This is a genomic window from Clostridium sp. CTA-6 (genome assembly GCF_054768115.1).
This window is the reverse complement of the sequence record NZ_BAAAAU010000001.1, coordinates 347,400-373,475: the sequence shown is the minus strand read 5'-3', so window position 1 is coordinate 373,475 and position 26,076 is coordinate 347,400. Positions and strand designations below refer to the sequence as shown.

Sequence of the window (26,076 nt, the reverse complement as noted above, 5' to 3'; positions counted from 1 at the left end):
GCTATATATTAGTACATAAAAAAATCTCATGATCTTTAGATTTTTACTAACCTAGTACCACTTATAAGTGGTACTAATCTATATAATAAAATATACGCTATGTGGTGATTTAAATGAGAAAAATAAATTTATTAGATCTAGAAACTACAAATAAAATAGCTGCAGGAGAAGTTATAGAAAGGCCCTTTTCTGTAGTAAAAGAATTAGTAGAAAATAGTATAGACGCCAATGCTAAAAATATAACCATAGAAATAGAAGATGGGGGACAAAGACTTATAAAAATAATAGATGATGGAGAAGGTATTTATCCTATTGATATAAAAAATGCTTTTCTTCCTCATGCTACAAGTAAAATAAATTCCATAGAAGATATATATAAAATAAGCACTATGGGCTTTAGAGGTGAAGCGCTAGCTAGTATTTCCTCCGTATCAAAAACTAAACTTAAAAGTAGGGTTGCTTCTTACAATTTTGGTAAAGAAATATATATAGAAGGTGGCAAAATAGAATATTTAAAGGATACTGGTTGCAATGTTGGTACAACTATAGAGGTTTCTGATTTATTTTATAATGTACCCGCAAGACTTAAATTTTTGAAAAGTACAAGAAGCGATAGCACTGCTATATCAGATATAGTAAATAGGTTTATATTAGCTCATCCAGATATATCTTTTAATTTAATAAACAAAGGAAAGCAAAGTATAAAAAGTTACGGTACCGGAAATCTAAAGGATTCCATACGATGTGTATACAACAAAACAATCAGTGAAAACCTTATAAACTTTGAAAGTCATAAGGATATAATATCTGTATATGGATTTATAGGGAAACCTGAAATAAGCCGTAAAAGCAGAACAAATCAAAGCATATTTGTAAATAAGCGGTATGTTAAAAGTAAATTTATAACTGCTGCGGTAGAAAATGCTTTTAAATCTTTTTTAACAGTAAATAGCTACCCTTTCTTTGTAATATTTATAGATATTTTCCCAGAATATATTGATGTAAATGTACATCCTACTAAATCAGAAGTTAAATTTAAAGATGAGAGGGCTATGTTTAAAGCTATATTTGATGCAGTTCATGAAGCTATAAAAGAAGAATTAAAAGAATCATTTACAAATTTCTTTAATAAAGAAGATATTAATATATATGATTCTGAAAAATCTATGGGTGAAACTATAAAAACAGAAAAAGAAGAAGTACAAATACCAATAGATTTAAATAACAATAATAAAATTCATATTTTTGGTAATAATATAAATAGTTCAACTAAAACTAACAATATAGAACCTGCTAAAGATGAAAACATTGAAGGAAAAAATATATTTGAAATTAATAATAATTCTTCTATTTCTAAACAAGATGAAGTATACTATAACAAAAATAATACTGAATACTTAAATTCAAATAATAACAAAGAAGAAAGTTCATCAAAGCAAGATAATAAGAATCCCAATACCCTATATATAAATGAGAATGATACAACGTCCTCATCTATAAATATTAAAGAAAATAATCCTACTAATTTTTATATAGATATGAAAATAATAGGACAGTTTAATAATACATATATATTAATAGAAAAGGATAAAGAACTTTATATAATAGATCAGCATGCAGCTCATGAAAAGGTGCTATTTGAAAAATTTAAATCCGAAATAGAAAAGGGATATGTAATAAGCCAAATTTTATTATCGCCTGTAGTTATAGAACTATCAGAAGATGAATTTAACATATACGAAGAAAACAAATATATTTTTAAAAACTCAGGTTTTTCAGTGGAAGCTTTTGGAGAATATACTATAAATATAAAAGAAGTGCCTTTAATTTTAGGTAAACCCAATGTAGAAAATCTTTTTATGGATATACTTTATAACTTAAAAAATATGAAATCTAAAGAAACTTCTACAATAAAATACAATGCTATTGCTACACTAGCATGCAAATCCGCAGTTAAAGCAAATGACACCTTGAAAGAGGAGGAAATAAAAAAATTAATAGAAGATATGCTTATATTAGATAATCCATACACTTGTCCCCATGGAAGACCTACTATGATTAAATTTACATTAAAAGATTTAGAAAAAAAATTTAAAAGAATACAATAAGGGGGATAAGTAAAAATGATAGACTTATTAATACTTGCAGGTCCTACAGCAGTAGGGAAAACAGATATCTCTATAAAACTTGCAAAAAAACTAAATGGAGAAATAATATCCGCTGACTCTATGCAAATTTATAAATACATGGATATAGGTTCAGCTAAAATAACCAAAGAGGAAATGAAGGGTATACCTCATCATCTTATAGATGTAGTAGCACCTCATGAAGAATTTAATGTATCCTCCTTTAAAACTTTAGCAGAAAAATGTATAAAAGATATATGGAGTAGGGGGAAACTTCCTATAATAGCAGGAGGCACAGGTTTATATATTAATTCTTTAATCTATAATTATGATTTTACAGATGCAGATAGAGACGAAGATTATAGAGAATATCTAATTAGATTATCAGAAGATAAAGGAAAAGAATATGTTCATAGCCTGCTAAAAGATATAGATGGAAAATCCTATGAAAAATTATATCCTAACGATTTAAAAAGAGTTGTTAGAGCCTTAGAAGTTTACAAAATCACAGGTAAATCTATAAGTGAATATACAAAAGAAAATGAAAAAAAATTGTATAATATACCTTATAACATAAACTACTTTGTTTTAAATATGAATAGAGAAGTACTATATGAAAGAATTAACAAAAGAGTGGATATAATGATGAATAAAGGCTTAATAGAAGAAGTAAAAAAATTAGAATCTATGGGATATACTCCAGATATGCAATCTATGAAAGGCATAGGTTATAAAGAAATTCTATTTTATTTAAAGGGCGATATTTCACTAGATGAAGCTATTTATTTAATAAAAAAAGGGAGCAGAAATTATGCTAAAAGACAACTAACTTGGTTTAGAAAAGATAAAAGATCTATATGGATAGATAAAGATAAATATAGATCTGAGGAGGAAATAGTAGATAAAATTATAAAAATGGTAAAATATAAATAAAATTAAAAGGATTTTTAATTTATTTATAGAATTATATAAGAATAAGTTTCTAATTATTTGTAATTTTTTTAGGAGGGAAAGGTTATATGACTAAAGTTGTTAATAATCTACAAGATATATTTTTAAATGGTGCTAGAAAAAATAGAATTCCTGTTACCATATATTTAACAAATGGATTTCAATTAAAAGGATTTGTTAAAGGCTTTGATAACTTTACAGTAATATTAGATTCAGATGGTAAACAAATGATGATATACAAACATGCTATATCTACAATTAATCCAGCAAAGCCCTTATTATTTGTACAAAATCCTAGCGGAGATGATTATAAAGATAAAGAATAGGTTAATTGCCTATTCTTTTTTTATATGTTAATATATACAATGTTAGATAATACATACTTATTATTTTTCTTACATATAGAGGAGGATGGAGATAGAAATGCTACATATAACAAAAGATACTCTAAGAAACATATATGACATAAATCCTAAAGTTCTAGATTTATATGAAAAGGCTATAGAAGATATTAAAGATGAGTTCCAAAAATATGATGAAATAAGAGAATTTAATCAACTAAAAGTTTTAAATGCTCTTCAGGAAGAAAGAGTTAGTGAATCTCATTTCACAAATTCTACAGGGTATGGATATGGAGATATAGGAAGAGATACATTAGATAGAGTTTATGCTAGGATATTTAACACAGAAAGTGCTTTAGTAAGACCACATTTTGTAAATGGTACTCACGCTATTGGAGCTGCTCTATTTGGAAATTTGAGACCAGGGGATACTATGTTATCTGTATGTGGAAAACCTTATGATACATTACACAATATAATAGGAATAGAAGGGGAAGAGAACATAGGTTCTTTAAAAGATTTTGGAGTTAAATATAAACAAGTAAATTTAAAAGAAGATCATTCTATAAACTATGAAGAAATAGAAAAGATATTAAAAGAGGATATTTCAATAAAACTTATACATATTCAACGTTCAACAGGTTATGGATGGAGAAAAGCTCTCCTTATACCTGAAATAGAAAAACTAATTTCTTTTGTAAAATCCATAAAAAAAGAAGTTATATGTTTTGTAGATAACTGTTATGGTGAATTTATAGATACTAAAGAACCAACGGATGTAGGCGCAGATTTAGTAGCAGGATCCTTAATAAAAAATATAGGTGGAGGAATAGCACCTACTGGTGGATATATAGCTGGCAGGGAAAAGTATGTAACTCAAGCTGCCTATAGATTAACCACTCCTGGCATAGGAGGAGAATGTGGTTCTACCTTTGGAGTAGTTAGGCAAATGTACCAAGGACTATTTTTAGCACCACATATATCTATGGAGGCTGTTAAAGGAGCGGTATTTTGTTCAAGGATAATGGAATTAGCTGGTTTTGAAGTGCTTCCAAAATATAATGATGATAGAAGCGATATAATTCAAGCTATTAAATTTAATGATAAAGAAAAGCTTATAAATTTTTGCAAGGGAATACAACAAGGTTCTCCTGTAGATTCCTTTGTTTCTTGTGAGCCGTGGGATATGCCAGGCTATAAAGATCAAGTAATTATGGCTGCAGGAGCATTTATTCAAGGGTCTTCCATAGAATTATCTGCAGATGCACCTATAAGAGATCCTTTTATAGCATATCTACAGGGCGGACTTACTTTTGATCATGCTAAAATAGGTATTTTAATTTCTCTATCAAAAATATTAAAATAATAAATTTTAACATGTAAATTAACCAGAATTACCTTGGGGATATTAAGTTTAATATATAAGTTTAATATAATAGAAAAAGCAGAATTAATATAAAAATAGTTCCCAGAAGTTATTTACTTAATACTTCTAGGAATTATTTTTATTAACAATCCTTTTTAAAAGCAATTTATTTTTAATACACATTTATTTATCAAAATAACAATGTTATTAATACTTTCTATATATTCCTACTAATCTTCCAAGAACTTTACAATCCTCTAAAATTATAGGTTTCATACTTTTATTTTCAGGTTGAAGTCTTATATAAGAACTTTCTTTAAAAAATCTTTTTAAAGTAGCTTCGTTGTCTATTAGAGCAACCACAATATCTCCATTATTTGCAGAATCGGTTTTTTCAATAATAGCTAAATCACCATCTAATATTCCAGCTTCTATCATACTTTCTCCAGATACCTTTAACATAAATAAATCCTTTGTGTTTTTTACATAATCAATAGGTAATGGAAATACATCTTCTATATTCTCTATAGCCAAAATAGGATTTCCTGCAGTTATAGTTCCTACAATAGGTACATTTATAACTTCTTTTTTTGAGGTAGGATCAACAATTTCTATGGCTCTAGTTTTGCTGCTATCTCTTTTTATCAAACCTTCTTTTTCTAATCTTTTAAGATGAAAATGCACTGATGAAGTTGAACTTAAACCTACAGCCTTGCAAATTTCTCTTACAGAAGGAGGATAGCCTTTTTCTTTAATTTGTAATTTTATAAAGTTATAAACTTCATTTTGTTTGTCAATTCGGCTTTTATTCATAATCACACCTCATTACTTAAATAATAATTAAATTATACCATAAAAATGGAAAGCTGCAAACTAATGTTCAAATAATTTATAATATAGCTTATGATTATAAAGGGTTTTTTAATGCATATAAACTATATTTTTGCTATAATAGTAAGAGTGTTTTTATAGAAGATATAAATTTCTCATAATAATAAGTGTTTTTATTATGAGGAATAACTTTTAAGTATAATAATAACCAATATAATAAATTTATAATTTGTAATAAGATACCATAAAGAAAGGTAGAGTGTAAATATATGAACAGAGAAACTTGTATTTTTAATTATACTAAAAAATGTACTGACTGTGGTGAATGTGAAATTTGTGATTTGAACACAAATAAAAAATGCGATAATTGCGGAGAATGCTTACAAAGAGAAGGAATAGATACTCAAGCTATAAAGATTGATGAAATAAAAGAGGATAAAAACTTTGTAGATAAAGAAGCCTTAAAGAAGGTACTAAAAGAAGATGAAGAGGAGTTAGAATCCTCAAAAAAATTTGAGCAGGATCTAGAAAATGAAATCCTACAGGATACAGAATTACTAAGGGACTATGATGAAAATTTTAAAGAGCAGGGACTATATGCCATAGAAAATGTAGATGGAGTACAAATAGAATATATAGAAGATGTAGATGGATTAAGTGAACTGATGGAGGATGAATCTAGATTGAAAAAGGTAGCCTACGAAGAATTTCCAGGGCTTATAAAAATTAGAGAAAATAAATAGAAAAACAAGAGCTTCTTATACAACAGTAGAAGAAGGGATGTTGGAATTGTAAAATCTAAGATAAAGCACTTTAAAATACCTATATAATACAAGGTTTTAAAGTGCTTTATAAAGTTTGCTTTATTCATCACTTAAAGGATTAGATTTAACTGCTTCTCTTAATCTATCACTATCTACATGAGTATAAATTTGGGTTGTAGATATGTTTTCATGGCCTAATATCATTTGTAAGCTTCTTATATCAACACCACCATGCTTGTACATTAATGTAGCAGCCGTGTGCCTTAATTTATGAGGAGAATATTTTTCTCCATCTAAGCCTGATTTTTTTACATACTTCTTTACTAACATCTCTACAGAACGTTTATTTATCCTTGTATAATTTTTACTTAAAAATAGAGCATCCTTGTCAACTATTTTTTCTCCCATTTCTTTTCTTACGCTTAAATAATCATTCAAAGTTTTAATGCAGGCTTTATTAAGGTAAACAGTTCTTTCTTTGTTTCCTTTACCTATAACAGTTAAAACATCATTTTTAATATTAGATATGTTTATACCACATAATTCTGAAAGTCTTAACCCGCAATTTAAGAACATAGTTACTATACATAAATCTCTTTCTTTAAACTTACCATCTATAGAAGATAATAGTCTTTTACTCTCATCTAATGTTAAATATACAGGATTTCTTTTACTTATTTTAGGACTTTCCAACTCTAGGGCTGGATTTTCCTTTATGATTTTAACTTTACCTTGTAAAAATTTAAAGAAAGATCTTAATGTAGCTACTTTTCTAGCTTTAGCATAGCTACCATTATTTCTATAATTCTCTGCAAAGGATACAAAAGCGAACAAATCCGTTAATGATATATTCTTAATGTCTTCATCACTTATATTGCTTATTTCTATATCATTAAATTCTGTTTCTCCAGGAACCATACCTTTGTATAATTTTAAAAATCTAAAAAACATAATCAAATCCAATTTATAACTTTCAATTGTATTTTCTGATTTTCCTTTTATAGTTCTAAGATAATTTAAAAAATCATTTAATCTTTGAGGAAGATTAGGATCATATAATTGTTGAATATTATATTTCATTGAAAATATGTACCTCCTTAGCCTAAAAATAACAACAACTTCGCGAAATTTATATTTCGCGATTATAATATTCTATATAAAAGGGGTAAAATCCTTCTTTTTTTTTATTAATATTATAAGTTTTGTAAGTTTTGTTATATAGATATATAACTCATAAGTATTATCTGTATTTTTATATAGATTCTTCACTATAGCTAACATATATAAAACCGCTAAGAATAGTATACCTTAGTATATATAGTTTAGCTAGCAGTTTGGATCATAGTTGAATTTTAAATTTCTGCCCTATCCCAGTCAATTGCATTTCAATTGATAATGAACATCAATTATTTAACTATGTATAATTCTATATTTATACATTTCATTCTTTTAACAGCATGTGTAAAAAAATGGTATTAATTATTAAATTGATTTTAATTCACAATATGTAATTATGTTTGTGGAAACATAATTTTACATTTATTACCATTGTTTTAATTTAAAATAATTTTTCAGTTTATTTGTATAATAATGAATAATATTTTATTCTACACTATATTTTATATGCGTCTACATTTTATTTTTATTAAAATTATTATATATGCATCTGCAAGAAAGATAACTATACTATTAAAGATAAGGTATTTCAAACTAATTTTTAAATCTATTTATTATATATTCATTGTTATTTTTAATATTACATATTTATCTGAATCTAATTATTTATAAATAATTAGATTCAGATTACAGAAACAATAAATAATAGATATCATTTGAAAACTCTTATAAATTATAGCTATTTATAAATATTTTTAATAGATAACCTCCTAGTATATTGAAAATATTTATAATATATAATAATATTAATATTGTTAGATTTAAACTAAACCAAATAAAAATAATATATATATTATTTTTAACACAATTTTATATACAATAGAGGAGATGTTTATATGACACCAGTTAACATGAGCGATTTAGCTTATAAAGAATTTAAAAAATTTATAGAAGAAAATAATGTGAATTCAAACATATTTAGAATATTTTTAGCCGGAAATGGTTGAGGAGGTCCTGTTTTTAGCATTGTTCTGGATGAACAAACAAACGAAGATTTACTATCACCTATCGGAGAATTATCATTTCTAGTACATAGGGATCTTTTTTCAGAATTTGGAGGTTTTATAATCCAATGTGCCGAAGAAAATGGCAAAGGTGGTTTTACTATAGATCCACTAATACAACCAGAAGGCATTAGTTGTTCTACTTGTTCAAGTTGTAATTAACTCAAAATACATATATAAATAATTTTTAATGTATCTTATCAACTATAATATCGATTTAAACAAATAAACAATATTCGAATTGTATATAAATATATAATTTAAATATTGTTTATTCATGTATAATTTAAACTTTTATATAATAAACTTAAAAGGAATCATATAAGAAATAAACTCTTATATGATTCCTCAATTAAATTGCTTTTATATTAGTGTGTTTGGTGTAATATAATTATTTTAACTATTATAGATTTCTTTCGTAAGCTTCTACCATCTTTCTAACCATATTTCCGCCTACATATCCGTTTTGTCTTGAAGTTAAATTTCCTTTATCCACAGCATCATAGTTTGCTATTCCAACTTCGTTTGCAACTTCCATTTTTAATTGATTTAATCCATGTTGTGCCTCTGGCACTACTAAATTATTAGAATTTCTATTTGCCATGATATATTACCTCCTTATACACCTATCTTCAAATTTTATTTTTAATATTTGTGTTTAGTTTATAGATTTCTTTCGTAAGCTTCTACCATCTTTTTAACCATGTTTCCACCTACATATCCATTTTGTCTTGAAGTTAAGTTTCCTTTATCCATTGAATCATAGTTTGATATTCCTACTTCGTTTGCAACTTCCATTTTTAATTGGTTTAATCCATGTTGTGCTTCTGGCACTACTAAATTATTAGAATTTTTATTACTTGGCATAAATATTACCTCCTATTTATTTATCTTTTGTTTTTATTTATGCTTTATTAAGTTTTGTATTATAAGTATGTGTAGTTTTAAATTTATTATTATATAAAACTAAAGGTAACTATGATTAAGTTTTACTCTTAATACATATATTGTATATAATCTTAAATATAATATATATAAACAAAAAAATAAAGAGCATAAGCTCTTTAATAAATAATAAGGATACATTAATATATTTCTATAAGGAATTTCTAAAACATATTAATTAAGTAAGAAGGAAATCATTATATAATATATAAATCAAACCATTATTAACCCCACTTATATGAGTAGCAAAATTCATGCCAAGTACTTAAAAGCTAAAAACGGTAAAGATTTATACTTTCTAATCTCAAAATGCTATAATTAAAATATCAATTTGAGATTTTATTAATATTTGTTACATTTTGATACACTATATATGAATCACATTACAGTTAATTTCAATTTCAAACTTATCTTCGTTAAATTCTATTTAATTTATTTAGTGTATAAATTTTCAGAAAAATGCGACTACAAAGCCATTAACCTATGTTTTGCAATAATAAAAACACTTTTTTTTGAATAATTATGCGTAATTAAATTAACCCCCTATTGCAAACCTTGATATCCCTAGACTTCTGCTATTTATTCAACTTGATTTTATTATAATTATACATTATAATTTAAAATAACATGAATAAAAAATTGCAAAGGAGATGGTGTTTTGGAAAATCAAAAAAATAACAAATATTCATTTAATGAATTATTTAAATTTATTTGTCCGTCTTTAATAGGTTTTATACTCTTTATAATACCTATTTCTTATGATGGAGAAATAACAATACCTATTGCTGTACTTTCAAAAATTGTTTTAGCTGGGTTAGGTAGTATATTACCTCAACTTATGGGAATCATCATATGCATTACTTTTATTTGTACAATGATTACTAAAATATTTAAACCTAAAGCTATTTTAGTAAATAAATTTTTTAACAATTTATTCAACGTGTCCACCGTATGGGTACTAGCTAGAGTATTAGGATTTATATTTATTATTTCTACCTTTTTTAAAATAGGTCCTGAATGGATATGGTCAAAAAATACAGGGGGCTTATTACTTTATGATTTGCTTCCTATATTATTTTCAGTATTTATATTCGCAGGAATGTTACTTCCTTTATTATTAGACTTTGGTTTATTAGAATTTGTTGGGGCATTACTTACTAAAGTAATGAGACCAATATTTAATTTACCAGGCCGTTCTTCTATAGACTGTATGGCTTCTTGGCTTGGTGATGGTACTATTGGTGTATTACTTACTAGCAAACAATATGAAGAGGGTTATTATAGCGAAAGAGAAGCTGCAGTTATAGGAACAACCTTCTCAGCAGTTTCTATAACTTTTAGTTTAGTTGTAATATCTCAAGTTAAACTTGCTCATATGTTTGTGCCTTTTTATTTAACAGTTTGCTTAGCAGGTATAATTGCAGCTATATTAATTCCTCGCATACCACCACTTTCAAGAAAACCAGATGCTTATTTAAATGGTGGAGAAAGCAAAAATTCTGAAGCTCTTCCAGAAGGATATACACCTTTTACATGGGGTCTTGAAAAAGCTGTTGCTAAAGCCGACTCCAATGATGATCCATTTAATTTTATAAGACAAGGGTTACAAAATGTATTGGATATGCTTTTAGGCGTAACTCCTGTAGTTATGGCTATGGGAACATCTGCTCTTATATTAGCTGAATATACTCCGCTTTTTAAATGGTTAGGTCTACCTTTTATACCACTACTAAACTTATTAAAAATACCAGAAGCCGCTTTAGCATCACAAACTATTGTAGTTGGTTTTGCAGATATGTTTCTACCTTCAGTTATTGCAGCCACTATACAAAGCGAAATGACAAGATTTATAATAGCTTGCCTTTCAGTTACTCAATTAATCTATATGTCTGAAGTAGGAGGACTATTATTAGGTTCTAAAATACCTGTTTCATTAAAAGATCTGATTATTATATTTCTTGAGAGAACCTTAATAACTTTACCTATTATTACTTTAGTAGCTCACATATTATTTTAAAAAAATATATTATATATTAGAGATTAATAAAAATAAATATTTAAAACATTCTAATAGCAATTTAATAGATTTATATTTTAAAATACTATTAGAATAATTTTAAAATAAGCACTTATAATTTTAAATAAGTGCTTATTTATATTAAACAAATTTAAAAATGTGTTTTATCAATCTAGAGGTTTTATTTAAATTTTCTCAAAAGCTACATTTACATCTATAGGAATATCATCTGCTACTATCTTAATATTTAATATTTTATCCGTATTTAATTTTATTTTTATATCCTGACCATACATTAAGGTAGGTGTAGATATATTAACATTAACTCCTATATTAGAAAAGTTTATACTAGCATTAGCTGTAAGCATATTTGAAAGTTCAGAAAGAGCACTTTGAGCCATTTCATTTAGTTTCTCCACAGGAAGACCCATCATCATTTTTGAAGCTATTTTTTTACCATTTTCCCCTTCTATATTATACACAATATTTCCTTTAATATCTCCTACAATACCTAAATTTATAAGTATTCCTAAACTTTCTACACTGTTTTTTACAGTAACATCCTCTCTTGTAACATTAGAAAAACCAATTTGAGGTAATATATTGTAAAAAGAATCTATAAAAGGATTAATATATTTTGCATCCATTATGATTCACCTCTCTTGAAGCCTACATTTATATAAATTTGCCCAAATTCTGTATTCGATTCTACAGCTAAGCTCTCTAGTAAGCTTTGAGATATATTAAGGGATTTACCATAAAATATACTTGGAGGAGCTATTCTTAATCCAAACACTTTATTTTTTCTGTTTAGCATAGAACATGCATTTCCAGCTACAATATTAGAAAACTCACCAATAACATTTAAAACCTCATTCATATCCTTTGGTTCTCTCTTCAACATAAAATTAACCATACTATTAGCTGTTTCCTGTGATAAATCTAAAATCATTCTTCCTGAAAAATTACCTATTATACCTATAACTACAGCCATACCTCTGGAAGTTTCTGAAATAGTACACTTTCTATCTTCTGAAAATTCTGCAGTAGTCTTAGTAAATTTATTTAAAGTGTCTCTAAAGGATTCTTTAAAAATTTCAAAATAATTATTTTCAAGTTGTAAAAATAATTCTTCCTTCATAATAACCTTTTCTATTGTTGCTATAAGTTCTTCTGGATCTATAGGTTTTTGAATATATCCACAAACCTTATTTTCATTAGCTTTTTTTACTATTTCTTCATCCATCATAGAACTTATAACTATTACCTTTACATTTTCATTTATTTTATTAATAGCTTTTATACATTCTATTCCATCTGTACCTGGCAAAGTCATATCCATGGTTACAATATCTGGTTCTTTATCCTTTACTACATTTATAACTTCTTCTAAGTTCCCTGCTTCTCCAACTACAGTTAATCCATTTTCCTCTAATATGTCTTTTATAATACTAATTGAAAAAGGAGAATCATCTACAATAACTACTTTAGTATTTTTCATATTTTTCCCTCTTCTTTCTTCCCAAATTTATTAATAATAAAGATTATTTCTTATTGTTTCTATTTTAATATATTTTTCTTAAAATTTAAACAATTTCTATAAATAACTTATATAAATCTTTTTCGTTCATATAATAGCTTCCTTTAGATTTATAAAAAAAATTTAATATTTTTCTATAATAAAAAATTTATTATATATTATTAACTATAAATCTTAGTTTTACTATATTCTAAATAATAATTTATTAAATACATTTAAATTTTTTGTATATATTTGTTGAGATATCAACTTATTTGTTGATTGCATAATTATATTAATATATAATTAGTATATAAGATTAAAAATTACACATTATAGTAATAATTGCTATTAAATATACCTTTAGTTACTAAATTTATTTATAGGAGGAAATTTTATGCTAAGTGAAAAATTATTAAAAGCTTTAAATAATCAAATAAACTTTGAATTTTATTCATCTTATATTTATTTAGCTATGGCTTCTTATGCTGAATCAGAGGATTTAGCTGGATTTGCTAACTTTTTTAGAGTGCAGGCTCAAGAAGAAATATTCCACGCTATGAAATTTTATGATTATGTAAATCAAATGGGCGGAAGAGTAATACTTGAGAAAATAGATCAGCCTAAAGCTGAATATAAAAACATACTTGAATGCTTTGAAGATGGATTTAATCATGAAAAAATAGTCACAAGTAGAATTTATAATTTGACTGATATTGCCACAGAAGAAAAAGAACATGCTACTATAAGTCTTTTAAAATGGTTTATAGATGAACAAGTAGAAGAAGAAAATAATTTTAATACTATAATAAGAAAATTAAGGAGAGCAGAATCTAATCCAGCAGTACTTTATATGCTCGATGATGAGTTATCTACAAGAGTATTTACTCCACCAACAAACACTGGAGCTTAATTTTTAATATAAAAAATCTGCTATTAAGTTAAATCCTATATTCAATTTTAATTAAAATACTCCCTATTCACAATCTAGTTGTGATAATAGGGAGTATTAATAATTTACTAGCGACAGATTTCACTTTATTTTCTGCTTATCTTCTCTTGAGTTTTACTGTCTATTAACTGCAAATTATATTCTCTTATAATTTTTCCAAGTAAACTACTATATAATAAATTACCATCCTTATCTTTTTTAGTACTATACCCTGCCTTTTCTATGGCTTTTGCTTGTGTCTTATATTCTGTAGCTCTAAAAACTTTATTTTCTCTATATCTCTTATTCTTAACTAAAAAATTTGCATAATCCTTTATAGAATCCTCTTTGGAAGAATAATATCTAAAGTTATCTTTAATTTTATCTTTATAATTTTCTGAGGTTTCCATATTTAAAACCTTACCTTGCCAAGAAGGAGTAGCCTTAATTCCAAATAAATTATTTCCTTTTTTACTAAGTTCCGATCTACCCCAATCTGATTCTAAAATAGCCTGTCCTATAGTTATAGAAGGTAAAATCCCATATTCATCATATAATTCCTTTGATATAGGTATCAATTCATCTATAAACTGCCTTTTATATTCATCTGGTGTTATAGGATATATATTATTTAACTTGTCTAAATATTTATGTACATTCTTTTTTTCTTCTTCAGTAAGAGACATTTTACTTATAACTTCATCTAAAGTCAGTAATCTATAATTAGTATTCTTAAACTTTCTATTTTTACTAATTTCTAAAAAACTTCCTCCTAAAGTCTTTGCACTTTCTATATTAGCTTTAGAAAAATCTCCTTCATTTTTAACTGCATCTAAAGCAGCTATGTATTTCCAATTAACTTGCAATTTGTTCTCACTAACTTCATCTGCAGCTCTAATATAAATATTCATTGCATTCTCTGGTAAAAACCTTTCTTTTGTCTTGTTTAGAATTAATGAATTAAATATTATAAAAATAGTAAAAACTAATAAAACTAATATTATTAGCTTTAAAAACAAACCTGTTATTTTCTTCATAAAACCCTCCATAACTTCCTGATATAGCTTATATATGTCTTTGTAAAAATTATTATATCAAAAATCTAAATAATTTTATTATAAAAATTATTTAAAAAGCTAATATTAATAAATATATAAGAAAAATTTAAACTATTAATTATTTTATATTTGTATTTTAATTTTGGCAGTTTACTTTTTAGTTTATTTACATAATATTTATTACGTTAATAATTTTATTTTAAAATTAATTTATTTTCTATATATAAATTTTAATATTTTATTTTAGACAAAAATGCATTCTGTTTTACTTAAAGATCTCCTATAAAATAGAAAAGAGAATTAACCTTTTAATATAAAAAATGTTAATTCTCCTTTATTTCTATATATGTTTTAAATAAGTATAATGCTAATTTTTTTTATGCATTATATTACTTATTCTTCATAAAACTTAGATATTTTATCTTCATTATCTGAAGGAATATAGTAAACTTCCCCTTCTAAAATATTTATATATTTAACTGATTTTTTAGTCAATTTAACCCTATAGCTACCATCCAAGCTTATCTTATATAATGAATCATTATCCTTATTGTCTATATAATATATGTTATTACTATATCCATTTATATTAGTTATCACTCCTGAATATAACAAGCTATTGTTACTTCCATCTATAGATATTTTATAAAGATTTCCATTTGAAATATAGTATATATAGTTTCCTATTATATTCATTTGGCTGCAAGGTATATTATTTAATTTTACTTTACCTGTACCATCAATTTTGATTTTATATATTGATGAATTATCCTCATATTTTGTATAGTATATCCATTCTCCTGAAACTACAAATTGAGAATCCGCTCTCCATCTTCCTTCTGATACTACTGCACTATATCCTGTCTTGTCTATTTTAATCTTGTATATGCCGCCTTTACTCTTATCAAAATAATAAATAAAGTCATTGTATACTGTCATATATGAAGCTGATGCCTCTTTAATCAGTTCCTCTCCATTGCCATCCTTTTCTATTCTATATATACTACCATTGCTTACATAGTATATATATTCTCCATATATATTTAAAAATTCTGCAGCATTACTAGAAAGTAGTTTATCCTCCGCTCCAGTTATCTTATTTCTATATATTTTTCCACTACCATTTTCTTTATTTATATAGTACATATAATTATTATCTTTTACCATAAATCCTCTATTTAATATATTACCAGCAGAATTACCCATACCATAAGGAACTTCTCCATTTACCTTTAGTGTTAATTTAACTTCTCCAGTATAGCCATCTACAGTACCTATATATGTATATACACCTGGTTTTGATGTATCTACACTATTCTCCTTCCAATGTACTTTAAACTTGTCCTTAGAGTCATCACTCATTATTACCTCTACAGAATCTGGGAGAGTAACTTTATCACCTTTGCTTACTTCTTTTTCAATAGGCCTTATTTCCTTTATAACTATAACATTACTATTATTTAAATCAAAATTTTTGTAAGTAAGGTTATAATAATATCCTGCTACAGGACTATAATCCTGAATTTTTTTAGGATTTGTTATTGGTAATGTTAATGATTTTAAATTAACTAAATTTTTTAAAGCATATATGCTAGTTATATCATCATTTCCAACTAAATCTAATGTAACTAATTTTGTAAGCCCTTCTAAAGATGATAAATCAATTATTTTATTTTTACCTAAATATAATTTGTTTAATTCTTTTAATCCCTTTAATATACTTATATCGGATATATTATTATCAGATAAATCCAATGCTTTTAAATTAGTAAGATCTTCTAAAAATAATAGTCCTCCGCTTAACTTCGTATTGTTTAAATATAGGTACTCTAAACTTTTTAAATATTTAATATAATCTAAAGAGTCTACTTCTCTTCCAGCTAAATCTAACTTAACTAAAGTCTTAATAGGCATTAAATTTTTTATGCCTTTTAAAATTCCTTCTCCCTTTAAGTTAATAGAAGTCAAATTAGAAAAATACTGAATCCCTTCTAAATCTACTATATTATCTCCAGTTAATTGAAGTTTAGCTTTTAATCCATCTTTTTCTATTCTCTCCTTGCTTAAATCCAAATCTGTTATATTCTCTACATCACCCTTAAATACATTAGTATTTTTATCTCTTCCTAAAATTTCTCTAGTAATTTTAGCTAAATCACTTTCTGATTTTTCATCAAAAACTATAAAATCTGAGTGAGTTGTAAAATCCTTTTTCTCCAGGTTATTATAATAAGCTAAGGTTACATCAAAATTTGATACCCCGCTATTTTTCAAATAAAGTTCCTTAAGACTATATAATTTTTTTAAAGATTCTTCTCCCTCTGAAATCTTGTTTTCGTATAATGATAAGTATTGTAAGTTTTCAAGGCCACTTAAATTAGCTATACTTACAACTCCATTTTTTGATAGATCTAATCTTGTTAATTGTGACAATCCTCCTAAAGCTGTTATATCTCCAATTATATTATTAGATAAGTCTAATTCCTTTAAAGATTTTAAATACTCTATAGGTTTTATAGAACCTATTTTATTCTTATGAAGTACTAATTTGTTTAAGTTTATAAGCCCTTTTAAAGAACTTATATCAGAAATTTCATTATTAGACAAATCTAAATATGTTAAGGTGTCCTTCATACTCTCTAGCCCTTGCAAATCCTTTATACCTTTACCAGAAAGCTCTAATTTAGTTATAGATGAAAGCTGTCTTTTATATATAGGTTCTGAGTAATTCTTAATTAATTCTCTTATTTCTTTTTCTAAAGCTTTATCTGCAAACATAACTGTTTCATTACCTATTATTTCTACATTACTAAGATGACTAAGAATCTCTGTATTTATTTTAGTACAACCTGTTATATCTAATTTTTTTAGATTTATTAGTTCTTTTACCACATCTATATTAACTACATCTGTACCTGCTATACTTAAATATTCAAGATTTTTTAAATATTTAATATTATCTATGTTATCTAATATATGACCTTTTATTTGCACATTACTTAAGCATAAATAAGTTAATTTGCTAAGAGATGATATAAATTCAATATTAGTAACATTACAATTAGAAATATTTAATTCTTTTAAACTAACTAAATCTGGAATAGTACTTACCTTTGTATCAGATACATATAACTTTTCTATATGTTTCATATTTTTAATATACTCTAAATTAGCTACCTCTGTTTTGTTTATATTTAAATGTTTAATATAAGGGGAGTTTTCTAAAGCCCTTATGTTATTTATATTTGTATCTGATATGTTTACTTCTTTTAAATTAGTTAACTCATTTAAAAGAGATATATCTTGTATGTCTGTTCCACTTAAATTTAACTTTTCTAAAGATATCATATTTTCTATAGCATTTAGTCTTTCCACATGGGTGTTATGAAGATCTAACTCTTTAATATTTTCCAAATCACTAGGATATACATAACCAGAAGGTTTATTAATCTCTTTTCTTATTAACTCCTCAAATATCTTATCCTTAAATGCTATAGGTATATTTAGTTTAAAATCCTTATCTTTAAGATTGTTGTAATAATCTTTAGCATAATCATAATTTGAGCTATGGTTACCCACTAAATATAAACTTTTTAAATATTTTAATTTAGATATTGGTGAAAAATCTCCAATGTTATTATTAGACATAAATAAATAAATTAAAGATATCTTGCCCTCCAAAGAATCTATATTCTCTATTTTATTATCCCTTAAGTCTAAGTGCTCCAAATAATTTAAATTTTTTAAATAAGATATATCTATAACTTCATTTTTAGCCATATTTAGATATTTCAATTTTGGTAAGTTGCTAACGGCTGAAATATCTTTTATATCATTATTATATAGGTTTAATTTTTCTAAACTATCAAGGCCTCTTAAATAGGATATATCTGTTATATGGTTATCTGATATATCTAAATTACTAATATTCTTTAAATATTCTATACCTTTAAGACTTTTTATATTTTTGTTATGAAGGTTCAATTCTTTTATACCTGAAACATCCATATTGGTTAAAGGACCCTTAGGTCTATCCTTAGGATTGGCTGCTTTTCTTACTTCTTCTTCTAGATTTTTATCCTGGAATTCTATATAACCATCTATATAGAAATTCATTTTTACAGTTTCTTTTAAATTTTTATTTTTATCAGAAGGAACGCTCTTATCTATATAAAGATAATAATTTTCTTTTTCTTTATAACCATCTTTAGGTGGTAATATTTCTAAGATTTTTTCATTTGGCTTTATTTTAATATTGCAATCTAATTTATTTCCTTTAGAATCCTTTATATAAACCTTATCCTTTATAACACTAATATTATTATTTAATTTTTTTGAAAGTTTAATCGTCCATATTTTATTTTTATCTGCTGTTACTTTACTATCCCATTTATAATAATCTTCAGCTTTTACAGATAGTGGTGAAAGGCATAGACAAGCTCCCATAAATACTGGAATAAGAACTTTTTTATTCATTATGTACCTCCTTTAGGTAATGATCTAACTTTATATGTAAATCTATCATTTCTTATATATTAAACTATTTTTATATTCATAGAAATCATTATATTTACACCTAAAAAATTTATTTTAATAGGTGGTAGTAACTATTTTCCACCTCTATATTATCTTCGTATATTTTTAACATTTATGTAGTAAAATTTTTACATCAATGAAGCTTTTTATAAAAATTAATTTATTTACCCTAAACATTATACCATAACTATTTACCCCTAATATTGTCATTACACATTACAAAAGATATCTACATCAAATTTAAAATCTATAAAAAGGGATTCAACACTAATTTTTAATGATTTTGTGTTAAATCCCCTAGGATTTTGAATTAAATTTTTAAATATTCACTTTTACTTATAGTAATCTTTAATTAAGCTCTTTAAAACTTTTAATTGTCATAATTAAAAGATTCTACAGTAAATGTAGGTATTACAGCACCTCCATAGTTTCTAATTACCTTAATTGTATTACCAGTTGCAGTTGCACTTTCATATCCATCTAATATTCTATTATTATTTATAGCTGTTGCAATTTTTGTTGCTATGGATTCTGCACCTTCATTAGCCACTATATCAATATTAAAGCATTTACCTGCTAGACATATTATTAGTTTACCCTTGTTCTTATCTTCTCCTGTTACAGTTATTACATATTGTTGTTTTTCTGAATCTACTCCTGTATTACCTTCATCAGGATTTAATCCTATCATATTGCTTACTATAGCTGTATCTGTGCCTATTTTAGTTTTATCATTTATTTTTATAAGCTCTTTATCATTTCCTTCTATATATATAACATCATTTACTTTATATATACTTACCTTTGAGCTTAATTGAGATCCATTTTCCTTTGGCTTGTTAGTATTTGAATCCCATTCTTTTGCTTGCATAAGTGCATTCATAAAGGCATCTATAGAAGGACTTACACCTAAGCTTCTTAAAGAATCTTCCTGTAGAGCATACTTAACTGTACCTATAGTAACTTCATAATTATCACTAACCTTTGTTAGATCCTTTGCCATATATTTTGTTCTTCCTACTAATCTAGATTTAACTAAGTCTACACCTTCCTGGTCTATTCTAATAGCTAAGGCTATAGTACTTGTATTAGTAGCAGAAGCTTGTTCTTTAAGATTTATTTGTCCAATATTTCCTGCTTTATCTTGTCCATATATAGCATAATCTGTTATTTTAGCATTTGGATCATTAATTGTTACTTCAAAAGTTTTAATGCCCTTATCCTTAATTTCTTGAGTTTTTACAGCACTCTTTGGACTATCCAATCTTGCCATACTAACAGTTATACCTTCCTTTATACTATTATCAAAACTATTATCAAAGGCTGCAAAGGTTACTGTAATCTTTTGTCCAACAGTTTCTTTAACTATATTTCCACTTCCATCTATAATTGGTTTTCCATCTTTATCCTTTGCATCTTTTTGTATTGGATCAATCTTTGCAGTATCTAATCTAACTACTGGATCTTCATTATCTACAATAACTTCTCCAGAGGATGGACTTGAAGAACCTATAGGATTTACCATATAAACTTTATATTTTCCTGATCTAACCCCCTGAGGAATTTTTCCATCTACAAGTTTGCATTGATATCCCTCTTCTATAGCTGGTTTTCCACTCTTTTCATATTCTGTTTCTCTCTCATCTTTACTCTTAGATTGATCTTCAAAGAATAAATTATCATGGGATTTATATGGTTTATTAGTTATATCCTTCGCTACATAGCTACCACCTTCTGGAGCTAAATATATTTCATCTTCCTTTGTTACTCCGGATATTTTTATAGCATCTCCTGCTTTAACATATTGTTTAGTTACACTTGGAGCTTTAGGAATCTTCTCCTCTGTAGCTTGCATAACTTTTGGAATACTTGCTGTTTTTCCTATTACAAGTGGTGATCCAAATCCATTTATATCCTCTTCTGCTTTTCCATCATAACCTACTACTACATAAATGCTATAGTTACCTTCTTTTAATTTATTTTTTAAACTATCATTAGTTAAAAGGTCATAATTAGTAAGTAATGCTCTAGCATTTCCACCATTCCAATAATTTGCACTAGTGATTCCTGCAGGTATAACACCTTGATTTTCCATATTTAATTTACCTGTTCCAGGTATTACATAGATACTTTTACTGCCTTGAGCAGCTATTTCTGTGGTATCTGATATAAATCCATCATCTCTTATGGAAGGATTATTCCATCCCTTTACAGTGAAATCTCTTCCATCTACTCCTAATGCTTCTCCATCTTCATCTAATACCTCTCCTGCTACCACAGCAGAACCTAGTTGTCTTACTTCTGTTGGCTTACTTTCTGCTTTATTTTTTCTTGTTATAGTTATCCAGAAACTTCTTCCATACATATCCAGATCCAAAGCCTTAACTAAAGGACCATTAGCATTATTAGCATCTACCTTTACATTTCCTAATGGCTTTTCCATATTTGGATTGTCATATACTTTTATAACATCTCCTATTTCTACTCTTTTTGCAAGTTTTAATTTTTCTTTTAACTCTTGATCCTGTTTTGATGGACCAAAACTTCTTTCTTTTATTATTATGGAACCATTCTTAGGTCCATTGTTATAAACTTCTATTATACTAGTGGCATTTAGCATTTCGGACGGTATAGTCAATGTACACTTTATCTGTTTACCATGTCCTAAAACTGTACCTGTATAAGTATAAATACCTTGACCGTTATATTTTCTATTTTTAATATCCCAATCTACTGGAAGCTGTTGTACTGTATCATCCTTCATAAACACTGCAACTTTTTGTGGTAAATATTTAGCTTCCAACTCTCCTATAGTTTTATTAGCATCCTCATAGGCTACAGTTATAGCTAAATCTTTAACATCCACTACAGTATTACCATTATTATCTTTAGTTACTAAAGTAGGTTTTATAGTCCCATCTGTATTAAGTGGGAGAGTATAAGTTTTTCCAGCACTTATTAGATACATAGTGTCTCCTACTATATTTATATAATCTGTAGCTAGATCTGCCAATTTTTTCTTTTCTCCAGAGCCATCTTCTTTTATTCTATAGAGTTTTCCGCCATCTTCTGCATTACTATAGTATAACCATCCATCTACTATATTTAAATGATATCCCTTATCTACTTTTCTTGTAGTTCCTCTTAAAGGTATCACAGAGCCTGTACCATCTACTCTAACTTTACTTATAGCACCGGATCCAGAACAGTAGTATGCCCATGCTCCTACTATTTGTATTCCATCTGCCCATTCATCATTTACTTTTCTTCTTATATTTCCATCCTTATTTACAGTATATATTTTGTGTCCATCCGAGAAATTACTGTAATATATCCAATCTCCTACTACATTTATAAAATTAGCTTGATCTGTAGCTTTATTATAATTACCGTAATCATCCATTACCGGCATACCATGAACCTTTCCTGCAGGGTCTCTATTGGAAGCTCCGCCATCTATGGTACCGTCTGTATTTATTTTATACAGTCTTCCCTTATCTGATTGATTTGCATAATATACAACTCCACCGGATACAGTTATATAAGTTGCGGTATCATCACATAATATTTGCTTTTTAGTACCATCCTTTTTCATCTTATATATTTTACCATTATCATTATAATTACTGCAATATAACCAATCACCTATTACATTAATATATTGAGCTTTATCAAGACTTATTTGAGTATCCATTCTGCCTGTTAAAGTCTTTCTATATAAAGAATTTTTATCTGCAGAATTTACATAGTAAACATAAAAATCTAAGTCCATAGCAGCGCTACCATTATTACTTATATTACCTGCTGTGTTTCCTAAGGTTTCATTTACACTACTTAAACTAACATAACCAGTTTTAGGCAAATATACATCCACTAAAGCTGTAGCTAAAGGCGTTTCATCTGCGGATAATATAGTTAATTTTTCTGTTGGATAGGTCATAGAATAAGAAATTGATTCTCCTATAGGTTTAATGGTATTACTATGAGCTAATTTGAAATATTTCGCCCCCGGTACTGCCTTTACCTGTTTTACAGCTAAATTAACCACTCCATTTATAACTCCTGGAGTTACGTCTACATAAGCCTTTGGAAGAACTAGTTTATATTCACTAAAAGCCTCATTCCACTCATATTCATATTGATTTCCATTTGGTGCATAATATAATATTTTATTTGCCCTTTCCTGATTACCTTTAGTAGTATTATTACCTAATACTTGTTTTATCTTTTCTCCATATTCTTTACTTATATAGGCTATGTAATAATTCCCATTAGAAGTTATTTCATTTGCTATAGAAGAATGCTTAGAAAGATACTCTACAGAATAAGCCTTATCTCCTATTACTATTAAACCATCCTCTATAGGAAGACCAGGATATTCATTGTCTCCTATAGTATTAAAGTCCATCACTGTTTCATAAGCAAGATTCTTAGATTTCTTGTTTTTATAAGCCTCACTCATAAGACCTTCTTTTGCAATCAAGGTATATTTTTTATCTTTTTCATATTTCCCTGTATAATGTACTCCATTATAAGTTCCACTTTTAAGAGCAATTTTTACATAATGCTTATCCACATCTAAAGATAGATCTATAGGCATTTCTTTTCCTTGACTATCTAGTATTTTTATATTTTCTGGATTTAATGTAGCTTTATCTACTTCTCTTGAAAATCTAATTTTCCATACTTTATCCAATGAAACATTATATTTTGTTTCATATTGTTTAGGTGAAGCTGCTTGTACATAATTATAGTTAAATATTGGTACAATAGCTAGAGAAGAATATAATAAAATCTTTGCTACAGTTTTTTTACTAAATATAGCAAACACCCCCCTTATTAAATTTTAAAAGTTAAAAAAATTTCATTTTAAAATAATTATCGTATATATATCTAATTTCTTAATAAATTCCTATATATAATATCCAAATATTATATATTAAATTATTCTGATTTGTATTATTTAATCAATAATCATAATACTCTTTATTTATTTTACTGCTCTTTGTATTCTTACTTTTTTTCCTTTTATTTTCATATCTTCACTGGCTTTAAGTACTATATTCCCTTTTCCTTCTAATATATCTACATAGGAGTGATTATCCTGTATATCTATTATACCTATATCATCTACATTAATGGTTTCTATACTAGTAATAGCACCTACAATATCTCCTGGTCTAATTTTTTTCTTTCTTCCTGCACTTATATATATTTTAGTAATATCCTTTTGTTTTTTATTATCTTTTTGTACTTTTATTTTAAGCCTATCTTTTATATTTTCTTCAAATATTTTTTTACCCTTATTTACTTCCTCTAAAGAAGGTTCTTCCCTTTTAGATATTTCTTTATCTATATAATCTTCTATATCTTTTAAAAATCTAACTTTGTTAGGCTCTATAAAGGTTATGGCTACTCCTTCTTTTCCTGCTCTTCCTGTTCTACCTATTCTATGAACATAACTTTCCTTTTCATAAGGCATTTCATAGTTTATAACATGGCTTATATTTTCTATATGAATACCTCTAGCTGCTACATCTGTACATACTAAAAACTGAAATTGTCCCTGTTTAAATTTTTTCATAGTTTCTAATCTATCCTTTTGTTCCATACCACCATGTAGAGCAATAGCGTTAAAACCTTCTTTCTTCATATACTTTAATATTTCATCTACCTTTTCTCTTGTATTACAAAATATAATAGAATTATCTACTACTTCTTTATATATTATTTTCTGTAAAAGGGAAAATTTGTTTTTTTCCTCTACTTCATAATAACATTGATTTATAGTTTTTGTAGTTATATTTTCTGGATTTATATTTATATTTTCTGGATTATTCATATATCTTTTACATAAATTCTCTATTTTATCTGGTATAGTAGCTGAAAACAACATAGTTACTCTATCTTTGGGTAATCTTTTGATAACAGCCTCTACTTGATCTATAAATCCCATATTAAGCATTTCATCTGCTTCATCTAAAATAAAATATTTTATCTTCTTTAAATTCAAATTTTCTCTTTCTATATGATCTAAAGTTCTACCTGGAGTACCTACAACTAAATGTACCCTTTGTTTTAGTTCCCTTTTTTGAAGACTCATAGGTTGCTTACCAAAAATCGCTGTACATCTTAATCTTTTATATAAAGCTATATTTGATATTTCCTCTTTAATTTGAAGAGCTAATTCTCTAGTAGGGGTAAGTACTAATACTTGAGGATCCTTTTCTTCTAGCTCTAATTTTTCACAGACAGGTATGGAAAAAGCCGCAGTCTTACCGCTACCGGTTTCAGATTTTACTATAATATCCTTATCCTTTAATATTAGTGGTATAACTTGTTTTTGTACGTCAGAGGGATTTTTATATCCTAGTTTTCTCAGGGATTTTAATATTTCATCACTTAATTTATAATTTTCAAAAGTTAATTTATTCATAAACTCAACCTCATTTTTATTTTATATAATTCTTTATTGTAGTTAATATATTTACATTTAATTTAAATAAAAATC

18 protein-coding genes are annotated in these 26,076 nt (G+C 26.5%); 8 read left to right on the top strand and 10 right to left on the bottom strand.

The genetic code is table 11. The features are described 5' to 3' along the window. The first annotated feature begins 113 nt into the window (after positions 1–113). The 4 genes from mutL to ACYUDJ_RS01540 all read left to right on the top strand — a co-directional run bounded on the left by mutL (position 114) and on the right by ACYUDJ_RS01540 (position 4,784). Positions 114–2,108 (top strand): DNA mismatch repair endonuclease MutL, encoded by a 1,995-nt coding sequence (mutL, locus tag ACYUDJ_RS01555; RefSeq protein ID WP_003486032.1) that lies wholly within the window; start codon positions 114–116, stop codon positions 2,106–2,108. Between the two features lie 15 nt (positions 2,109–2,123). Next, on the top strand, positions 2,124–3,059 hold the full coding sequence (gene miaA / locus ACYUDJ_RS01550) for a tRNA (adenosine(37)-N6)-dimethylallyltransferase MiaA (RefSeq protein ID WP_003486033.1): 936 nt from the start codon (positions 2,124–2,126) through the stop codon (positions 3,057–3,059). 86 nt (positions 3,060–3,145) lie between these two features. Continuing rightward, positions 3,146–3,403, top strand: coding sequence for an RNA chaperone Hfq (gene hfq, locus ACYUDJ_RS01545; protein ID WP_003486035.1), 258 nt, complete (start codon positions 3,146–3,148; stop codon positions 3,401–3,403). Positions 3,404–3,500: 97 nt separating this feature from the next. Further along, complete coding sequence (locus tag ACYUDJ_RS01540) at positions 3,501–4,784, top strand: methionine gamma-lyase family protein (protein ID WP_042385547.1); 1,284 nt, start codon at positions 3,501–3,503, stop codon at positions 4,782–4,784. 207 nt (positions 4,785–4,991) lie between these two features. On the opposite strand, the gene lexA is transcribed toward ACYUDJ_RS01540, so the two are convergent. Beyond that, positions 4,992–5,597 (bottom strand): transcriptional repressor LexA, encoded by a 606-nt coding sequence (lexA, locus tag ACYUDJ_RS01535; RefSeq protein ID WP_003486039.1) that lies wholly within the window; start codon positions 5,595–5,597, stop codon positions 4,992–4,994. 287 nt (positions 5,598–5,884) lie between these two features. Here lexA and ACYUDJ_RS01530 point away from each other — a divergent pair, with 287 nt between their 5' ends. Further along, entirely contained in the window at positions 5,885–6,358 is a 474-nt protein-coding gene (locus ACYUDJ_RS01530) for a hypothetical protein (protein WP_003486041.1), read from the top strand. Between the two features lie 120 nt (positions 6,359–6,478). Here ACYUDJ_RS01530 and ACYUDJ_RS01525 read toward each other — a convergent pair whose 3' ends face one another. After that, positions 6,479–7,459: a tyrosine recombinase XerC gene (locus tag ACYUDJ_RS01525; protein ID WP_003486042.1), complete on the bottom strand. Its 981-nt coding sequence runs from the start codon at positions 7,457–7,459 to the stop codon at positions 6,479–6,481. Between the two features lie 932 nt (positions 7,460–8,391). Here ACYUDJ_RS01525 and ACYUDJ_RS01520 point away from each other — a divergent pair. Further along, positions 8,392–8,721, top strand: a complete 330-nt coding sequence (locus tag ACYUDJ_RS01520) for a HesB-like protein (RefSeq protein WP_460289483.1) — start codon at positions 8,392–8,394, stop codon at positions 8,719–8,721. 241 nt (positions 8,722–8,962) lie between these two features. Here the strand turns inward: ACYUDJ_RS01520 and ACYUDJ_RS01515 are convergent, their stop codons facing one another. Beyond that, positions 8,963–9,163: an alpha/beta-type small acid-soluble spore protein gene (locus tag ACYUDJ_RS01515; RefSeq protein ID WP_003358886.1), complete on the bottom strand. Its 201-nt coding sequence runs from the start codon at positions 9,161–9,163 to the stop codon at positions 8,963–8,965. Positions 9,164–9,222: 59 nt separating this feature from the next. Beyond that, on the bottom strand, positions 9,223–9,426 hold the full coding sequence (locus ACYUDJ_RS01510; RefSeq protein WP_003486049.1) for an alpha/beta-type small acid-soluble spore protein: 204 nt from the start codon (positions 9,424–9,426) through the stop codon (positions 9,223–9,225). Between the two features lie 736 nt (positions 9,427–10,162). On the opposite strand from ACYUDJ_RS01510, the gene ACYUDJ_RS01505 reads away from it, so the two are divergent. Continuing rightward, a complete protein-coding gene (locus ACYUDJ_RS01505) occupies positions 10,163–11,521 on the top strand; it encodes a YjiH family protein (protein ID WP_003486051.1) in 1,359 nt (452 codons plus the stop codon). 185 nt (positions 11,522–11,706) lie between these two features. On the opposite strand, the gene ACYUDJ_RS01500 is transcribed toward ACYUDJ_RS01505, so the two are convergent. After that, entirely contained in the window at positions 11,707–12,168 is a 462-nt protein-coding gene (locus tag ACYUDJ_RS01500; RefSeq protein WP_003486052.1) for a chemotaxis protein CheX, read from the bottom strand. Beyond that, positions 12,168–13,022 (bottom strand): response regulator, encoded by an 855-nt coding sequence (locus ACYUDJ_RS01495; protein ID WP_003486054.1) that lies wholly within the window; start codon positions 13,020–13,022, stop codon positions 12,168–12,170. The genes ACYUDJ_RS01500 and ACYUDJ_RS01495 overlap by 1 nt, the downstream gene beginning before the upstream one ends. 415 nt (positions 13,023–13,437) lie before the next feature. On the opposite strand from ACYUDJ_RS01495, the gene ACYUDJ_RS01490 reads away from it, so the two are divergent. After that, positions 13,438–13,953 (top strand): ferritin, encoded by a 516-nt coding sequence (locus ACYUDJ_RS01490; RefSeq protein ID WP_003486055.1) that lies wholly within the window; start codon positions 13,438–13,440, stop codon positions 13,951–13,953. Between the two features lie 125 nt (positions 13,954–14,078). On the opposite strand, the gene ACYUDJ_RS01485 is transcribed toward ACYUDJ_RS01490, so the two are convergent. The 4 genes from ACYUDJ_RS01485 to ACYUDJ_RS01470 form a co-directional block, all read right to left on the bottom strand. After that, positions 14,079–15,008 (bottom strand): glycoside hydrolase family 73 protein, encoded by a 930-nt coding sequence (locus ACYUDJ_RS01485; protein WP_042385012.1) that lies wholly within the window; start codon positions 15,006–15,008, stop codon positions 14,079–14,081. A 414-nt stretch (positions 15,009–15,422) separates the two neighbouring features. Next, positions 15,423–19,505 carry a leucine-rich repeat domain-containing protein gene (locus ACYUDJ_RS01480; protein ID WP_043031909.1) on the bottom strand — a complete coding sequence of 1,361 codons (4,083 nt, stop codon included), beginning with the start codon at positions 19,503–19,505 and terminating at the stop codon, positions 15,423–15,425. Between the two features lie 430 nt (positions 19,506–19,935). Continuing rightward, positions 19,936–24,396, bottom strand: coding sequence for a DUF5050 domain-containing protein (locus ACYUDJ_RS01475; protein WP_043031908.1), 4,461 nt, complete (start codon positions 24,394–24,396; stop codon positions 19,936–19,938). Positions 24,397–24,555: 159 nt separating this feature from the next. Continuing rightward, positions 24,556–26,001, bottom strand: coding sequence for a DEAD/DEAH box helicase (locus tag ACYUDJ_RS01470; protein ID WP_043031907.1), 1,446 nt, complete (start codon positions 25,999–26,001; stop codon positions 24,556–24,558). Positions 26,002–26,076 lie beyond the last annotated feature (75 nt).